We start from the raw sequence: 17,676 nt of genomic DNA, 5'->3' as shown, positions 1-17,676 counted from the left end.
TATTACCAGCCCAATTTTTCAGCTTCTTTTTTTGCTTTATCTCCTGAAAATACATTTGTAATATTATAATGCAGTTCTCTTTTATCAGCCTTGCTTTTCATTATAAACTCTTTAGGATAAGGCATATTATTAACTGTACTATAGTCTCCCAACTCCACATTAACAATATTATCCATAAAAGCAGTGGAAAAAGTTCTTACCCTATAGGTACTTGCAGAAAATACTATTGTGTCTACTCTGTCATTATATTCTATCTTAAGTGTATGCCAATTTCTTCCTAAAGTTATATTGCTGCTTATTATTTTTTTTGATAAATCTATAAATTTATAATCCAGTATATCAGCATAAACCTTAGGAAAACGCATAATAGGAGCATCTAAAGCAAACTCATCAAAGTTTCTTTTAATAGGAGATTTAAGTTCAGGCAGGTTAAGTATAAGACTGTTATTATTAACCTTAGCATCCATTATCATACTTCCAAAAAGACCGTCGGAAACATTCATATATTTATTATTTCCGTTTTTATAATAATTAACAAGCATAGGCATTTGATCCAAATCATCTCCGCTGTAAAATGCTCCTCCCGATGAAAATATTGAAGTAAAAGGAGACTTTGATAATCTGTTAAAAGCCTCTTTCATTATATCATTTTCATTTTGACCAAATGCAGCAGCTGAAATCAATATAAATACAGCCGCAAAAATAATATTCCTGTTCATCATATATTAATATCCTATAAAAATTAAAAGTTATACTAGTAGATTAAAACCCGTTTATTCATTCTCGGTTAAATTTCTAATTCTATCTTTTATTCTGCTCTCATCATAATCAAATTCTTTTTTATATGAAGATATTGATTTTCTATAGTATTTAAGAGCGCTTTTATAATCATTTTTAGCATAATAAGCATCAGCTATATGTGCATATATTTCCGCCATAGAATTATCATCCAGATAAAGCGCCGCTTTTAATAAAGTTTTTAAAGCATTATCATAATCTCCTTTTTTATAATATGCAACTCCAAGCGTGTCTATATAATGCGGAGAATTCGGATTTAATTTAATTGCCTCCTTTGAAAGATCTATTGCCTTATCAAGATCTTCGCCTAAAGATACCAAAGCCCAAGACAAACTATTAATATTTTCCGCTTTATTTGTGTCTATAGAATATTTATAATTTGCATACAATAATGCACAATCCCTATTATCCATAGCTAATGATGTCATATAAGGAATATTCAATCTAAATGAATTGGTATTAGATTTATTATTAGAAAAATATTTAAAATCTTCATTTAAATATTTATATGCATTTTCATTATCTTTATTCATTAAAGAGGCATAAGCTTTTAAATAACTATATGAATATTTAGTTTTTTCAAATTTTTCAACGGCTTTCATTGCTAAACCGCCCTCCCCTATATCGCAGGCTGTTAATACCAAAGATACTAATTCATTTTCTTTTATATTTATATTATTTAAAGACAAATATTTTTCAAGCATTTCTTTTGACATTTTATAGTTATTTTGATTTTTAAACTCCAAAGCCGCCTGCAAATATAAATTATTAAACTTACCGCTCTTATCATATCTTATTAAATTATCTATATGACTGGGCAATGCATCTATATTATTAATCATAAAGTAAAATGATATAATATCAATTTCTGCGCTTATTTTATCATTTATATTTCCTGTATCATAAATCATTTTATAATATGTCTGTATAATATCTAAATCTATATTCTTTCTGTCCAAATCTGTTTCAATCATATTAAGAGCATTGCTGTAATTAGAATTATGAGCCTCCATTATTATAGATAGTATCTTAGGTGTATTAGAATATGAAGGATCTATTTCATTAAATAATTCATTATTATATTTATCTGCCATAAAACTTAAATAAGCGCTTAAAAATAAAGCGTCATCTATAACTATGCTGTTTGAATAAGCCGCATTATATTTCTCCAAAGCCTGATAGCTTTTTACTATACCATAAGATGCATTATATTTATCTGAAGGAGACAACTGAACATTTTTAAGCTTATTTAATCTGTTAATAGCATTAGAAAATCTGCTTAAATAAAACTCGCTCATACCATAATAGAAATGATAATAATTAAGATAGTTATTATCATTTCTAGGTTTTACAGTCTCATCTACTTTAGAAAAATAGTACACAGCTTTATCAAGTTCTCTTCTTTCATAGTATGTGAAACCTAATAATATTAAAACATCATTATATGAATTATCTATTTCATAAGCAGTATTAAGATAATATCTTGCCTTATCAGTATTATTAATAATAAATATATTTCTCTCTGCAGCCTTAAGCAGTATATCTGTATTTTCAGGATAACTAATAACTAATTTATCATAAATTTCAGAACTCTTATAATATTCGCCTAAAACCTCATAAGTTTCTGCAAGCGCCGTATATACATTTATATCTTCAACATACTTTACAACTTCTTCAAGAATTATTTTAGCACTTTCTAAATCTTTTATAGTTTCCATATTCTGAGTTTTTGATGCAAACGCCCTCTCTTTATAGTATAAAGCCAAAGAGTATGCAGCTTTTGCCTCCTCTTCATTTCTTATATATTCCGAATCTTTATATATATTTTCTTCATCATTGCCGCTTATCTGCGAAAATATATTAACAGAACTTAATATAAAAATCAGCAGTATAATAAAAGATTTTCTAATAAGCAATATCATTATAACTCCATAATTTTCAGTTTAAATAATTTTAATATATGTTTGCATTTATATCAATATGGGAAAAAATACTTTTATTAAAGAAATTAAAAGATTAATATTTATTTACAATAAAATTACAGTTAATTTTTTATTATATTAAATAATCTCTTGACAGAATATTTGAATTGAAGTAGAATTTGTACAATGCATTAAAAAATAAGGTAAGCCTTTTTGTTTATGAATAAAAATACAGTACATATTACTTGCTTAATTAATCATGAAGAGAGTTTCAAGAGAATTATTATAAACAGAAATTATAAAACAAAGAAATATTATATAGATTTTTTCGTTGCAGGATATAAATATAATAACGGCAGGGATGTTATAGATTTATTATTAAAAAATGAACCGATTAATCTTCTCCGTGACATGACAAATCCTTATGACAGATTCGCTATAGCTATTTATGACAGAAGCTTTGATTTCAGACTGGGATATGTTCCAAGCATTATTTCCCCTCTGATATCGTATAAAATGGAAGATAAGAGAAACAGAGTATATGCTATAATAAAAAATGTAAAATTAGATGCCTCCGATGAATGCAAAATAGAAATAAGAGTATTTATAGATATAGCCAAAAAAAAGAAAAATGCTATATGATTTACCCTTATTGTATATAAAAAAATATATGATATTATATAATTATTATGGATAAAGTTTTAGTAAAAACAGAGATTGAATTTCAAAAAATAAAAGATAATTATGTAAAAGAGCCGTTTAATTACTGTATTTATATACTTACAGGAAAGGAAAGACTTTTTAAAAAGGCATTTATAGCGGCTATGCATTCTTCTATGTTTCCAGATGAAGGAGACAGCGAGATGAATTACAGCGTATTTTATGATAAAAATGATGCGGCAGGTTTTATGCCTTTAGAAGTGGCTGACACTCCTCCATTCGGCTCTAAATTAAGACTTATAGTAATTTACAAATATAATAATTTTCAAGAAGATTTTTTAGAATACTGTTCTAATCCATCAAAAACTGCGGTAGTCATATTAGAAACAGATAATTCTTTGGAAGAAGATCCTCTGTATAAATATTTTTCTAAAAAGAAAGATGTTAATAATATACATTTTATAGATTTTCCTCTTCCGAATGAAAAAGACTTCAGAGGATTAATTAATTCTTACATTATAAAGCAGGGTAAAAAAATATCCTCCGATGCTGTAGAATATTTAATTAATAATATAAATTTGAATTACTGCTCTCTTTATTCAGAACTTAATAAGATTTGCAGTTATAATGAAAAGGAATATCTGAATGTTGAAGATATATCCGATTTTACTTATGTATCAAAAAACAGAAATATTTTTGATTTTTTAGATGCAGTTTTTGAAAGAAACAGAAAAAAATGCTTCAGTATAATGCATAGACTGGATCAAGATGCTTCTTCTTCTTTAACACTGATGATGAATAATTTTTTAGCTATTTACTATATGAAAATATTTACTCCTCAGACTACATTAAATGAGATAAGCAGGATAACAAAAATTTCGGAATTTATACTTAAAAAGAAAAAAGCTTCTTTAAAATTTTTTACTTTAGAAGAGGTAGTTGATATAATATCTAGAATATCATACCTTAATACTTTAAATGTTACAGTTCCTAATAATATATTCAAAGCACATTTTGAATTATTTTTATTCAGCATTACTAAATAAATTAATTATTTTGTAAATTTATTTTTTATTAATATCAATTTTTTTTGACAAATAATAGTTTATTTATTATATTTATAGTATAAATAAACTCGGAGTAATGCATTTATGTATTTAGTAAACCTTATGGAGCAAAAAGTTTCAAAACTGGCGGATTCATATTTAAAAGAAAAAAATATTCCAATAAATACAAATATGCGTATGGATATAATAGCATACACTTTGAATAGAGTTCAGCCTCAATATGTTACAAGTGCCAGAGGCATTCTTCATAGTTATGATAAGGATACCGTACAAAACAATACGGAAATATTGAGCATTATAGCAGATGCCTGCGAAATAGTGGCTAGAAGAAAGGAAAATACTTTATTAGAATCTGTTCCTACAATTGATGAAAGCGGTTATTATTTAACATATCCCAGCATAATGGGAAATATTACTGCTTCAAACAATTTTGAAAATATAGATAACGCTTTAGTTTATATATTCTGCGATGAAAAAATACTTCAGGGCTATGGTGTTAATTTTCCAAATCCTGCCGTAGTTTCAAGTAATGTACCAGGTAAATTTATGTTTTGTTTTATGCCTAAAAAAGTTGATACAAATGAAGAAATGGAAGTTAAGCTTGGTATAGTTGTTGAATCTGAGAAGTTTATGCAGTATGAAAATGTATTGTCATTTAAAATAAAGCCTTCATATTATAATGCTGGAGATATGCCTTTATTTTCTATAGAAGAGGTTGATAATATATTACTTATAGAAAATCATAATATAGCTGAATAAAAAATAATTATTCTAATTGGTATATTGTTTATTTTAAGAGAAACTGATGAGAGCTGTTAAGTCTATAGTATTTGCATGTTTTTTTATTATTTTTATAGCAATAGCAAATATAATTCATAAGAATATAACTTCTTATGAGGCTGTAAGCATAACAAGTCCTTTTACCTATTACAATATAATAGGTTTCAGAAATAATAATATAAAATCATTAGCCTCTCTTTCTTTTAAAAACTCTTTTGAGAGTTTATCGGAAATGTTTGATATTGAAGTATCTTCAGTAGCTAATAATATTTTAAGAAAGAATATAAAAATCCGTGAAGATGAAGCAGAGCTTATAGTATTTACCGATAATGATTTCATATCTCAGATAACCATTAATAGCTCTGATAATGCGGAAGTTTTCTGTGAAAATATTTTGGATATTTTATCATCAAATAATATACAATTGGATAAGCAGTTATTAGATGATGATGAAGGCAGTATTTTAGCTGAAATATATACATATAAGGGTTACGATTATAAAATAATTATTATAAACAGTTTTACAGAAGATTCTCATAATTTATCAATAGATTATGTAAACTTATATAAATAATATTTTTAAGTATTATTTATATAAAATAATATTTTATCCTTGACAAATAATTTACTTAATATAATATTACTAATTAAGATTAATTATTAATTGTTTTAGTTCTTAAACAAGGGAATTAATTATGAATAATACTAGAAATACAATACAAAAACAAGTGATTTTAAATGCAGTAAGAGAATTAAAAAATCACCCTACTTCTGAGGAAGTGTATAATTATATTAAGCCGAACTTTCCCTCTATAAGTTTGGGAACGGTATATAGAAATTTAAATTTATTATCGGAAACTAAAGATATACAAAAATTATCTATAATAGATGATGCAGTCCGTTTCGATCATATAACAAATGAGCATTATCATTTTCAATGCAGTAAATGCAAAAAGCTGTCCGATATACCTATGGAATATCAGAAAAAATTAGATGAATTGGTTTCAAAAGAATATGATATTAAAATAGTTAAGCATGATATAGTTTTTACAGGTGTCTGTAATAACTGTAAAAAAGTTTTATAGTATTTTACTGCAGAGAAGTTTAAATTGAAGTTATTATTTTTTAATGATAAACTTATTTAAAGTCTTGATTTTAATATTTATATTTTATATACTATTTATATAACTTTAACTTAAGGAATAATTTATGTCAAAAGGCTATTTAGCTTTAGTTCTTCATGCCCACTTACCATATGTGCGGCATCCTGAACATGAAAATTTTTTAGAGGAAGAATGGCTTTATGAAGCTATTACCGAAACATATATACCCTTACTAGATGCTTATGACAGAATGGTTAATGACGGTATAAATTTTAAAATAACTATGAGCGTTACTCCTCCGCTTATGAATATGCTTGCTAATGAGCTTCTTCAAAATAGATATGTTAATTATATAGAAAAATTAATCAAGCTCTCCGATATGGAATGCGAAAGAACATCACTGGATCCTAATTTTCATCATACAGCTGAGTTCTATAGAGATAAGTTTAAGAAGATAAGAGATATTTTTGTTTATAAATACAATAAGAATATATTAAATGGTTTCAGATACTTCTTAGAAAGAGGAAATTTAGAGATAATTACTTGCGGCGCTACTCATGGATTTTTTCCGTTTATGCAGGAATATCCTAAAGCAATAGAAGCTCAGTTAAAAATGGCAGTAAAAACACATGAAAAACATCTTGGCAGAAAACCTGTTGGTATATGGCTTGGAGAATGCGGCTTCTTTCCAGGATTGGAAAAACATCTTGCCAACAATGGGATAAAATATTTCTTTGTTGATACTCATGGAATAATGTATGCAGATAAAGTGCCTAAATACGGAGTTTATGCGCCTCTGTACTGTTCCAGAGATAGCAGAGTTGCTGCTTTCGGAAGAGATATAGAAAGTTCAAGAAGTGTATGGAGTGCAGAAGTAGGATATCCGGGAGATTTCAGATACAGAGAATTTTACAGAGATATAGGCTATGATTTACCTTTTGAATATATTAAAGATTTTATACAAAGCAACGGTCTAAGAAAAAATACTGGAATAAAATATTATAGAATTACAGGAAAAGACTGCGCTAAAGAACCCTATAATCCTCAATGGGCTATGGAATCTGCAGGAGAGCATGCTGGAAACTTTATGTTTAACAGAGAAAAACAGATTGAATATTTAGCTTCCGTTATGGACAGACCTCCTATAATAGTATCGCCTTATGATGCGGAGCTTTTCGGACATTGGTGGTATGAAGGTCCTATGTTTATAGAATTCCTAATGAGAAAGATTCATCATGATCAGAATACAATAGAAACAATAACGCCTAAAGAATATTTAGAAAGACATCCTGTTAATCAGATATCTATGCCGTCTATGTCAAGCTGGGGAGCTAACGGATACGGGGAAGTATGGCTGAATGGTACTAACGGCTGGATATACAGACATTTGCATAAAGCAGCTGAAAGAATGATAGAATTAGCACATGATTATTATAATGAAACTGGGATTTATGAAAGGGCTCTTAATCAGGCGGCAAGGGAATTACTGCTTGCGCAAAGCAGCGATTGGGCTTTCATTATGCATACAGGCACTATGGTTGATTATGCTGTTAATATCACCAAGCTTTATATAAAAAGATTTACGGATCTCTATTATGCCATAAAAAACAGGGATTTAAATGAAGAATGGCTGAAAAAAATAGAATGGAGAGACGACATATTTCCAGAAATGGATTTTAGAATATATAGTTAGTATTTTAAAAGCATGCATATTTTTATATGCATGCTTTTTTATTGGTAAAAATTAAATATAAAACATTAAAAAAATGATGAAGTTTATTTTAAAATTAAAAAATACTTTGAATATATTAAAAAATTAATTATTAGCTTATATGTAGTTAAATTTTCCATAAGTAATTTTTTTATGAAGATTAATAGCCTCAGAATCAGTAAGATGAGCAATATAATCTTTAACAAGCTCTTCATCACTTATATAGGGAATATTTGATTTTTTGAATAAACTGTCCTCTTCTATAATCTCTTTATGCTTAATCAGATATTCAAAAATTACGGATATAATTCTATTAACTCTGTCTGCATCTTCCAATATAGCCTTACTTTCATAAACGGTTTTAAACATAAAAGCCCTCAAATCATTAATAGCCTTTAATACCTCAGCATTAATATCTATTTCCATTTTCTCCATACTGGCTTCTATAACTCCCATAATCATAGTGTCAGCTCTCTCTCCGTAAGTGGATCCTAAAACTTTAACAATATTTTTAGGCAAATCCTCATATCTGAGAAGACCGTATCTAATGGCGTCATCAACATCATGATTTGCATAAGCTATTGTGTCAGATATCCTAACAATCATACCCTCATTTGTGAAAGGTACAGAAGAATCTGCAATAAGCTTTCCGTTTTTACCCTTAGTATGCTTTATAATACCATCTCTTACTTCAAAGCTTAAATTAAGCCCCCTGCCTTTCTCCAAATGCTCAACAACTCTAAGAGAATGCGAAGAATGATGAAAGCCTTTAAAATATTTTGATATAGCCTTCTCTCCCGCATGCCCAAAAGGAGAATGTCCGAGATCATGACCGAATGCAATAGCCTCCGTTAAATCCTCATTAAGCCTCAATGCTCTTGCTATACTTCTGGCTATCTGCATAACTTCAAGCGTATGTGTAAGTCTTGTTCTGAAGTCTCCTACAGAAAGCATTATAACCTGCGCCTTATCTTTAAGGCGTCTGAAATATTCGCTGTGAACAATTCTGTCTCTGTCTTGCATATAAATAGTTCTTATATCGTCTTTTTCTCTGGGATATACTGTACCTTTGCTTTCAGATGAAAATGCAGCCGCAGGGGATAAAAAGCTTTTCTCTCTCATTTCTATATCAAGTCTTATTGTTCTCAAAATATTTTCCTTAAAATAACATCAAAATATTAAATAATTATGTTAATAATAAATCAATTAATAAAAAAATACAATTAAAATAATCATAGTATCTGATAGATATTAACTATATAATTCTAAAAGCCGTTAAATAAAAAAATTAATATTATTAAAAAACTTATGCTTTACAAAAAAAATATTTAATATAGAATTATGTTAATTAAAATATTTATTATTACGAAACTATAAATTAAGAAAATATTACCAATATAGGGCATTATTATGAAAACTATTAATTTAATATTAGGAAATCACAATCATCAGCCTGTAGGCAATTTCGATTTTGTTTTTGAAAGCACCTATCAGAAATCATATAAACCATTTTTGAATATACTTGAAAAATATAAAGATATAAAATTTAATTTTCACTATACAGGCTGTCTTTTGGAATGGATAGAAAAATATCATCCTGAACATATAGAATTATTAAAAAAATTAGCGTATGAAAATAGAATAGAAATTCAAAGCGGAGGTTTTTATGAACCGATAATGCCTTCAATACCGAATAAAGATAAGGATATACAAATAAGAAAATTAAACAAGTATATAGAAGATAAATTTGAATTGACTCCTCAAGGCGCTTGGATAGCAGAAAGAGTATGGGAGCCTACATTAGTTAAAAATTTGGCTGAAAACGGAATCAAATATATAATGCTTGACGATTCTCAATTCTTAACTGCAGGCATAGATACAAAAAATATATTCGGATATTTTGTTACAGATGATGAAAATTACAAATTAAATATATTTCCAATATCTCAGGAGCTTCGCTATCTTATACCATTCAGAGATGTTGAAAGATCCATTGAATATTTAAAATCTATAGCAACGGAGGAAGGCAATAGAGCTGTAGTTTTGCACGATGATGGGGAAAAATACGGGGATTGGCCAGGTACTCAAAAATGGGTGTATGAAGATAAATGGCTTGAAAATTTTTTTGATGCTCTTACTAAAGAAAAAGATACAATAATAACAACTACATACAGCGAATATATGGAAAAACATGCCCCAATATCAAAAATATATATACCCGCAGGATCTTATGAAGAAATGCTTACTTGGGTGCTTCCTGCCGATATACAATATGAATTTCATTTAAAGCAGGAAGAATTTAAAAAATCTAATGAAAATGAAATTATTACAAAATTTATGAGAGGCGGTTTTTGGAGAAATTATTTTATAAAATACTCTGAAAGCAATAGAATGAATAAAAGAATGATATTCACATCAAATATTATAGGAGATATTACCGATTCTAATTACAAAGAAAAAGAAACCGCTTTAAATTATCTGCTGAAAGGTCAATGCAACTGTCCTTATTGGCATGGCACATTCGGAGGACTTTATTTAAACAATCTAAGACATGCCGCCTATACCAATTTAATCAAAGCCACATCAATATCGCTTGAAAAAGTTTACGGAAGAAAATATTTTCTAAGCCATAATTTAGATTATGATATGGACGGAAGAGAAGAAGTTATAATTTCATCTGAAAGCGCTGCTTTTATACTGCATTCTCTAAGCGGATCCATAGTGGAATGGGATTTAAAAAAAGAAAACCCTATTAATTTAACAGACTGTCTTAAAAGAAGAAAAGAAGCTTATCATATAGCCGCTATGAAAAATACTGATAATGCTGCTAATAAAGGCGGAGAGCATATATCCATACATGAAATGGTAAAAAAAGTTGATGATAAAACAGCTAAATATTTAGTATTTGATAAAAATGAAAAAGTGTTTGCCGTAGATCATTTCTTAAATAAAATTCCTTCTGCGGAGGAATTCCAATTATTGAAATATGAAGAAAATGCATGTTTTTATGAATCATATTACAATATATTAGAAAATCTAATTAATAAAGATTATGCCACAGTTTCTTTTGAAAAGACTTCTGAAGTAAACGGTAATAATATACATTTAATAAAAAGGTATGTAATAAATAATGATGGAAGCTTTTCTATGGAATCAATAATAGAAAATAAATCAGACGAAGATGCTGAGTTTATATACGCTTTAGAAAATAATATAACTCTGCTTGCAGGGCAGGAGCCCGACAGATACTATATAGGAGGAGATAAAAAAATATCGGATAATCTCAGCAGCTTAGGCGAATATAAAGGCAATATTTTCGGTATGGCTGATGAAGGATATATAAAGATAAAAATTTTAATTGAATCAAATGAAGAAACTTTATTTCTATATATGCCTAATTATACTATATCTGATGCAGTTGATAAGCTTGAAATGAATTATCAAAACTCTACAATAGTATGCTTAAAAAATATATCATTAAAACCTAAAGAGAAAGTTAAATATAAAATAAAAGTAGCGGCTAAAGATATTTAGTTCAAGGTTGTATTAATGAAATTATTTTGTATTATATCTGATAAAAGCCATGTTGGAAAAACATATATTTCATCTCATATAGCGGCGTCTTTAAAAATATTTGATAAAACTGTATGCTATTATAAACCTTTTGTTATGGAAGTACGCAGCAATAAATTATTTGACTGCGAATATATAAAAAACACAGCCAATTTAAAGGCTTCTGAAATATTTGTTTCTTATGCATCTAACGGAAATATATCGCCTCTTCACGGTATAAACGCAAAAATAGATGAAAGAGATATAACCGATTTAATAGATGAAAACAGAAATATTTATGATTATATGGTATTTGAATCATTGCCTCTTTACTCGCCTATAAAAGAAAATTATAATTTTATGGATTTAATATTAAATATAGAAAAAGAAAATGAAATTCAAATTATACCTGTAATAGAATATAATTCTAATGTTATACATTCATCTTTAGAACAGGTTGAATTATTTCATACAAGAGGATTTAAATTCCCGTTTATTATTATCAATATAAAAAAAGAAGTATGTATTTCAAAAAGTGTTATAGAATATATAAAAAGACAGATAAATCCTATAAAAGTACATATAACGGAATTTGATAATACTCCTGAAAATAAAAAAATAGAAATAGTAAAATATCCTGATATTATAAGAGATTTATTTTAAATAATTAAAAAGAGGCTTTATATAAAGCCTCTTTATTTAAGTTAGAGTTTAAATATTTTTTATTTTTCAAGTCTTGCTCTTAAATTTTTACCCATCTCTTCATAGCCTTCTTTACCTAGCATAGCAAACATATTTTTTTTATATTCTTCAACTCCAGGCTGATCAAAAGGATTAACTCCGAGTATATATCCAGATATGCCGCAGGCTTTTTCAAAGAAATACAAAAGCTCGCCTATAGTAAAAGGCGTAATTTTATCAATATCCACTATTATGTTAGGCACTCCCCCATCAACATGAGCAAGAACTGTAGCTTCCAATGCGGATTTGTTTATTTCATGCAAAGTTTTTCCTTCTAAATAATTAAGCCCGTCCAAATCGGAATCCTCTTTTTTCATAGTTAAATCAATATCTTCTTCATCAACTCTTATAACCGTCTCAAACATAACTCTTTTACCGTCCTGAATAAACTGACCCAAAGAATGCAAATCTGTAGAAAAATCAACTGAAGCAGGAAATATTCCTTTTTTATCTTTGCCTTCGCTTTCACCATACAGCTGTTTCCACCATTCGGATATAAAATGCATTCTAGGTATATAATTAACCATTATTTCAGTGAAGTATCCTTTGCTGTAAAGTATATTTCTAAGCATAGCATACAGCATAGAAGGATTTTTCTTATAATCCATTTCTTTAGTTAATTCAGCCATAGATTCAAAGCCTTTTATAAACTCTTCTATGTTAATTCCTGCAGCTGCAATAGGCAGAAGACCTACAGGCGTAAGCACAGAATATCTTCCTCCGACATCATCAGGTATAATAAATGTTCTGTATTTGTTTTCATTAGATAATGTTTTTAAAGCTCCTTTATCTTTATCCGTTGTGGCTATTATTCTTTTAGCTGCGCCTTCTTTTCCGTATCTTTTTTCAGCATACTCTTTAAGCACTCTAAAAGCTATTGCAGGCTCTGTTGTAGTTCCGCTTTTTGATATTACATTAACATAAAAATCTTTTCCTTCCAAATAATTCAATAAATGCCTGAAATATTCACCGTTCATGTTATGACCTGCATATATTACCTGAGTACTGCCCTTTTCTGCAGCTGAAAATGGATTTAAAAACGATTCAATTACCGCTTTTCCACCAAGATAAGAACCTCCGATACCGACAGATACTAATACTTCTGCATTTTCTCTTATTTCTTCAGCTAATTCGTTAATCTCTTTAACCATTTTTAAAGCTTCTGAAGGAAGATTAACCCAGCCTAAAAAATCACTGCCTGCACCTTTTTTACTTTCTAAAAGTTCATTAGCATATCTTGCACTGCCTGACAAATATTCCAATTCATATTCTTTAAAAAATGACAGTGCATTTTTATAATTCACAGATATCATTAATAACTCCATAATTTTATTTTACTATATAAATTATACTATAATAATACCGAAAAATAAAGAAAATAATTTAATAAATTAAAACTGTAATTAATAGGAATTAATAAATAAATGATTTTATCAGGACTTGAAATAGAAAAAAACTTGGGAAAAAACATAATAATAGAACCTTTCAATAGAAATCAATTAAATTCAAACAGCTATAATGTAAAGCTTCATAATAAGCTTTTAATATATAAAGATAATATACTTGACATGAAAAAGAAAAATGATACGGAAGAAATAATAATACCTGAAAAAGGCTATGAATTAAAACCTAATGAGCTGTACTTAGGAAGAACTTTGGAATACACAAGCACAAAAAAATATGTTCCTATGATAGAAGGACGTTCATCTATAGGCAGACTTGGAATATTCATACATATTACAGCAGGTTTCGGAGATGTAGGTTTTAGAGGATATTGGACTTTAGAAATATTCTGCATAAAACCTATAATAATATATCCTACAGTTGAAATAGCTCAGCTTTACTATCATACCATTGACGGAGAATATGAAGAATATGCAAGCAGCAAATACCAAAATAATACCGATGTTCAGCCTAGCATGCTTTACAAAGACTTTAAATAAAAATAATTCTAAAAAATTAAATATATTTATTGTAATGTATTAAATTTATATAACAAAACATCAAAAAATAGAATAAATTATAATGAAATTAATATATTAAATAAATACTAATAATAAATTAGATATTCCATCATCTGCAATACCTATCATAGAATGCACAGAATGCTGTCTTACTCTTATAATATCACCTTCTTCCAAATCCACAATCTCTTCTTCTACTATATATCTTACTTTACCGCTTAATACAATTACCATCTCTTCGGAAGGGTGTTCATGATAAGGTATAAGCTGATTAGATTTCTGCGTAATTGCATAAACAGTATATCCTTTGTCAGATAAAGTTTCTATTAATTTTTCATCATCTTTTATACAGTCAAATTCTCTCTCAGTTGTTGATTTATAATAGTATTGTTCCGTCATGATACACCTCATTATATAATATAACTTCGGATTATAAATCTTAAAATTAAATTTATATAAAATATCAATTACCGTAAAAATTATATTTTATATCATATTTTTCCATTTATTAATTAAATTTATAGCGTCAATCGGAGTTATTATGCTTATATTTAATTCTTTAATTTCTTTTTCTATTTCGCTTTCTCTTTCCTTTATTATTGTTTCTTTTATTTTTTTATCATCATAAAACGGAAGCATACCAACTGATTTCTGAGTATTTAATTCTATATTTTCAGCTTGAACCCCTGCTTCCGTTTCTAATTTTTTTAATATTTCAGATGCTCTTTTTATAACTTTATTAGGAGCACCCGCTATTTTTGCAGCATATATGCCGTAGCTTGATTTTGCAGCGCCTTCTGTAACTTTCTTCATAAATATTATTTCATCTTTATATTCTTCAACTAATACCCTATAATTTTTAACGCCTTCTAAATCTTCAAGCATAGTAAGTTCATGGTAATGCGTGGCAAATAGAGTTTTAGATCTCTTATTTTCTTCATGAGCTAAATATTCAACTATAGCCCAAGCGATGGAAAGTCCGTCATAGGTGGAAGTGCCTCTTCCTATCTCGTCCATTATAACGAGGCTTTTATCAGTACAATGATTAAGTATATATGCTGTTTCATTCATTTCAACTAAAAATGTGCTTTCTCCTCTTGCAATATTATCGCTTGCTCCGACGCGGGTAAATATGCGATCAACTACGGAAATCTTTGCACCTGATGCAGGTACGAATGAACCGATTTGAGCCAATAATACTATCAAAGCGGTTTGTCTTAAATATGTGCTTTTACCGCTCATATTAGGACCTGTAATTATAAGAAGATGTTCATTTTTATTGTCCAAATATGTATCATTCGGAATAAAGCTTTCCGTTTTAAGATTAACTTCAACAACAGGATGTCTGCCTTCTTTTATATCTATTATTCCGTCATTTGTAATTACAGGTCTTATATAATTATCCTCTTTGGCAAGGAATGCAAGAGAGGAATAAACATCTATTACAGATATTATTTTTGCAGTTTTTAATATTGAGTTTAAATATTCATTGGCTTTATTTCTAACTTCAATAAATATATCATATTCTAATGAATAGCTTTTTTCATTAGCATCATTAATAATAGTTTCATATTCCATTAATTTATCTGTGGTATATCTTTCGCTTCCTATTAATGTCTGTCTTTTTATAAAATTTACGGGAACCGACGAAGCATTTGCTTTAGTTACTTCTATATAATAGCCTATTACATTATTGTATCTTATCTTTAAGTTATTAATTCCAGTATCTGATTTATAATTATATTCAAGTTCGGATATCCAAGAACGCCCCTTTCTTCTAGCTTCATTATATTTCTTTAAAGTTTCGTCATAATCGTCTTTTATAATATCTCCTTCATTAATAACTATTTTAGGCTCTTCAAGTATAGCCCGCTCTATTAAATCGGTAATTATTTTTATATCATTAACTTCTTCAAAGTTTACTTCCTCAAAATTATTCATAGCAAGTTCTGTAATAACCTCAAGGGAAATTACTAAAAACTTTTTTAATGATACAAGCTCTTTAGGATTAATTCTTGAAAGCGCCAATTTAGATGCAAGCCTTTCTATATCTCCTATATCCTGAAGCAGATCTCTTATTTTATACATAAGCTTTTGATTTTTATAAAAAAACTCTACATTGTCAAGTCTTTTATTTATATCATCAATATTCAATAAAGGCTTAACTATTATTCTTTTTAAATATCTTGCTCCCATAGAAGTTTTTGTTCTGTCTATAGTATCAAATAATGTCATTTTATTATTATCATTTCTAATTGTCTCCAATATTTCCAGACTTGCTATTGTGGCATAATCTAAAGTCATTGAATCTGCTTTATTATAGAGTTTAATATCAGATATATGCTTAAGAGAAGTTTTCGACAGTTCCTGAATATAAAATATAGTTGATCCCAACAGAGATATTAAAAGAGGCTTCTCTTCTATACCAAAGCTTTTTAATGATACGGTTTTAAAATGATTAGTCAAAGTTTTATATGCATAGGAGTATTCTGCCGTATAATTTGCGGAGGTACTGTAGAATATATTTGAAAACTTATTTTTAATTTCTTTTATAATAATGCTTTCAGAAACTGATTCTATAGCCATAATCTCTTTAGGAGAAAACCTTATAATTTCTTCGGTAAGCCCGTCAATAATTTCTTTAACAGCCTTGTTCTGATTATCTAAATTTGTATTTATTTCTGCAGCATAAAGCTCGCCTGTAGAAATGTCGCATATTGATAAAGCTGCATTTTTCTCGCTTTTTGATACTATTACGGAAGCCAGATAATTATTGCTTTTTGATTCCAAATACTTATTTTCAGAAATAATACCCGGAGTTATAACCTGAGTAACTTCTCTTCTTACAATGCCTTTTGCAAATTTAGGATCCTCCATTTGATCGCATACGGCAATTTTCATTCCAGACTTAACCAATTTTGACAGATAATTGTCTATAGCATGATAAGGAACGCCAGCCATAGGAACATTAGCTCTTTTTGTTAGAGTGAGTCCTAATATATCGGACACTATTTTTGCATCATCAAAAAATACCTCATAAAAATCTCCCATTCTGAAAAGCAGTATGCTGTCATTATATTTATCTTTTATTTCTTTGTACTGCCTCATCATAGGCGTAAGTTTCTGAGTCTCTTCTTTTCCGCTTCCAAAAAATGTTTCCTGCATTATATTTTTCCGTTTATAATTTTGAGCCTAGTATAATATATTTTGATTCTTTAATCAAATTTATGTTAATTTTTATTTTTTATAAAAAAATTTAAGTATTAATATATTATCGGATAATAACTTAATTAAAACTATTGATAAAAAGCATAATGATATTCTGAAACTTTTATACATAAATAAATATTAAATCATATTTTTTATACTGTTATTTTT

Annotated in this window: 15 protein-coding genes; 9 read left to right on the top strand and 6 right to left on the bottom strand. The window is 28.2% G+C overall.

Going from position 1 to position 17,676, the window contains the following annotated elements; genetic code table 11:
• Positions 1 to 2 precede the first annotated feature (2 nt).
• Both QZ306_RS03940 and QZ306_RS03935 read right to left on the bottom strand, forming a co-directional pair.
• The gene (locus QZ306_RS03940) at positions 3 to 722 is read right to left on the bottom strand and encodes a hypothetical protein (RefSeq protein ID WP_295161355.1); all 720 of its coding nucleotides are present in this window, start codon (positions 720 to 722) and stop codon (positions 3 to 5) included.
• 51 nt (positions 723 to 773) lie between these two features.
• Positions 774 to 2,720 (bottom strand): tetratricopeptide repeat protein, encoded by a 1,947-nt coding sequence (locus QZ306_RS03935; protein ID WP_295161352.1) that lies wholly within the window; start codon positions 2,718 to 2,720, stop codon positions 774 to 776.
• 219 nt (positions 2,721 to 2,939) lie between these two features.
• Between QZ306_RS03935 and QZ306_RS03930 the strand changes: the two genes are divergently transcribed.
• The 6 genes from QZ306_RS03930 to QZ306_RS03905 all read left to right on the top strand — a co-directional run bounded on the left by QZ306_RS03930 (position 2,940) and on the right by QZ306_RS03905 (position 8,023).
• Complete coding sequence (locus QZ306_RS03930; RefSeq protein WP_295161349.1) at positions 2,940 to 3,362, top strand: HIRAN domain-containing protein; 423 nt, start codon at positions 2,940 to 2,942, stop codon at positions 3,360 to 3,362.
• A gap of 47 nt (positions 3,363 to 3,409) precedes the next feature.
• Positions 3,410 to 4,426, top strand: a complete 1,017-nt coding sequence (gene holA / locus QZ306_RS03925) for a DNA polymerase III subunit delta (protein ID WP_295161347.1) — start codon at positions 3,410 to 3,412, stop codon at positions 4,424 to 4,426.
• 105 nt (positions 4,427 to 4,531) lie between these two features.
• Positions 4,532 to 5,206, top strand: coding sequence for a late competence development ComFB family protein (locus tag QZ306_RS03920; RefSeq protein ID WP_295161344.1), 675 nt, complete (start codon positions 4,532 to 4,534; stop codon positions 5,204 to 5,206).
• A gap of 46 nt (positions 5,207 to 5,252) precedes the next feature.
• Positions 5,253 to 5,801, top strand: coding sequence for a hypothetical protein (locus tag QZ306_RS03915; RefSeq protein ID WP_295161341.1), 549 nt, complete (start codon positions 5,253 to 5,255; stop codon positions 5,799 to 5,801).
• 121 nt (positions 5,802 to 5,922) lie between these two features.
• Positions 5,923 to 6,312: a transcriptional repressor gene (locus tag QZ306_RS03910; RefSeq protein WP_295161338.1), complete on the top strand. Its 390-nt coding sequence runs from the start codon at positions 5,923 to 5,925 to the stop codon at positions 6,310 to 6,312.
• Positions 6,313 to 6,436: 124 nt separating this feature from the next.
• Complete coding sequence (locus QZ306_RS03905) at positions 6,437 to 8,023, top strand: 1,4-alpha-glucan branching protein domain-containing protein (protein ID WP_295161335.1); 1,587 nt, start codon at positions 6,437 to 6,439, stop codon at positions 8,021 to 8,023.
• Positions 8,024 to 8,158: 135 nt separating this feature from the next.
• Here the strand turns inward: QZ306_RS03905 and QZ306_RS03900 are convergent, their stop codons facing one another.
• Positions 8,159 to 9,190, bottom strand: coding sequence for a deoxyguanosinetriphosphate triphosphohydrolase (locus QZ306_RS03900; protein ID WP_295161332.1), 1,032 nt, complete (start codon positions 9,188 to 9,190; stop codon positions 8,159 to 8,161).
• 261 nt (positions 9,191 to 9,451) lie between these two features.
• On the opposite strand from QZ306_RS03900, the gene QZ306_RS03895 reads away from it, so the two are divergent.
• Positions 9,452 to 11,575 carry an alpha-amylase/4-alpha-glucanotransferase domain-containing protein gene (locus tag QZ306_RS03895; protein ID WP_295161329.1) on the top strand — a complete coding sequence of 708 codons (2,124 nt, stop codon included), beginning with the start codon at positions 9,452 to 9,454 and terminating at the stop codon, positions 11,573 to 11,575.
• Between the two features lie 15 nt (positions 11,576 to 11,590).
• Positions 11,591 to 12,256, top strand: a complete 666-nt coding sequence (locus QZ306_RS03890) for a dethiobiotin synthase (RefSeq protein ID WP_295161326.1) — start codon at positions 11,591 to 11,593, stop codon at positions 12,254 to 12,256.
• Between the two features lie 59 nt (positions 12,257 to 12,315).
• Here QZ306_RS03890 and QZ306_RS03885 read toward each other — a convergent pair whose 3' ends face one another.
• Positions 12,316 to 13,647, bottom strand: a complete 1,332-nt coding sequence (locus QZ306_RS03885; RefSeq protein WP_295161324.1) for a glucose-6-phosphate isomerase — start codon at positions 13,645 to 13,647, stop codon at positions 12,316 to 12,318.
• 111 nt (positions 13,648 to 13,758) lie between these two features.
• On the opposite strand from QZ306_RS03885, the gene dcd reads away from it, so the two are divergent.
• The gene (dcd, locus tag QZ306_RS03880; protein ID WP_295161321.1) at positions 13,759 to 14,277 is read left to right on the top strand and encodes a dCTP deaminase; all 519 of its coding nucleotides are present in this window, start codon (positions 13,759 to 13,761) and stop codon (positions 14,275 to 14,277) included.
• Positions 14,278 to 14,373: 96 nt separating this feature from the next.
• On the opposite strand, the gene QZ306_RS03875 is transcribed toward dcd, so the two are convergent.
• Both QZ306_RS03875 and mutS read right to left on the bottom strand, forming a co-directional pair.
• A complete protein-coding gene (locus QZ306_RS03875) occupies positions 14,374 to 14,697 on the bottom strand; it encodes a cupin domain-containing protein (RefSeq protein ID WP_295161319.1) in 324 nt (107 codons plus the stop codon).
• Between the two features lie 87 nt (positions 14,698 to 14,784).
• Positions 14,785 to 17,463 carry a DNA mismatch repair protein MutS gene (gene mutS, locus QZ306_RS03870; protein ID WP_295161316.1) on the bottom strand — a complete coding sequence of 893 codons (2,679 nt, stop codon included), beginning with the start codon at positions 17,461 to 17,463 and terminating at the stop codon, positions 14,785 to 14,787.
• Positions 17,464 to 17,676 lie beyond the last annotated feature (213 nt).

The sequence above is a fragment of the uncultured Brachyspira sp. genome (assembly GCF_910588665.1).
GTDB lineage: Bacteria > Spirochaetota > Brachyspiria > Brachyspirales > Brachyspiraceae > Brachyspira.
Note: the sequence above shows the minus strand (reverse complement) of the source record. Positions and strands in the feature narration are given on the sequence as shown.

Coding starts and splice junctions, on each gene's coding strand:
- QZ306_RS03940 (WP_295161355.1), bottom strand. CDS start 722: ATGATGAACAGGAATATTATTTTTGCGGCTGTATTTATATTGATTTCA.
- QZ306_RS03935 (WP_295161352.1), bottom strand. CDS start 2,720: ATGATATTGCTTATTAGAAAATCTTTTATTATACTGCTGATTTTTATA.
- QZ306_RS03930 (WP_295161349.1), top strand. CDS start 2,940: ATGAATAAAAATACAGTACATATTACTTGCTTAATTAATCATGAAGAG.
- holA (WP_295161347.1), top strand. CDS start 3,410: ATGGATAAAGTTTTAGTAAAAACAGAGATTGAATTTCAAAAAATAAAA.
- QZ306_RS03920 (WP_295161344.1), top strand. CDS start 4,532: ATGTATTTAGTAAACCTTATGGAGCAAAAAGTTTCAAAACTGGCGGAT.
- QZ306_RS03915 (WP_295161341.1), top strand. CDS start 5,253: ATGAGAGCTGTTAAGTCTATAGTATTTGCATGTTTTTTTATTATTTTT.
- QZ306_RS03910 (WP_295161338.1), top strand. CDS start 5,923: ATGAATAATACTAGAAATACAATACAAAAACAAGTGATTTTAAATGCA.
- QZ306_RS03905 (WP_295161335.1), top strand. CDS start 6,437: ATGTCAAAAGGCTATTTAGCTTTAGTTCTTCATGCCCACTTACCATAT.
- QZ306_RS03895 (WP_295161329.1), top strand. CDS start 9,452: ATGAAAACTATTAATTTAATATTAGGAAATCACAATCATCAGCCTGTA.
- QZ306_RS03890 (WP_295161326.1), top strand. CDS start 11,591: ATGAAATTATTTTGTATTATATCTGATAAAAGCCATGTTGGAAAAACA.
- QZ306_RS03885 (WP_295161324.1), bottom strand. CDS start 13,647: ATGATATCTGTGAATTATAAAAATGCACTGTCATTTTTTAAAGAATAT.
- dcd (WP_295161321.1), top strand. CDS start 13,759: ATGATTTTATCAGGACTTGAAATAGAAAAAAACTTGGGAAAAAACATA.
- QZ306_RS03875 (WP_295161319.1), bottom strand. CDS start 14,697: ATGACGGAACAATACTATTATAAATCAACAACTGAGAGAGAATTTGAC.
- mutS (WP_295161316.1), bottom strand. CDS start 17,463: ATGCAGGAAACATTTTTTGGAAGCGGAAAAGAAGAGACTCAGAAACTT.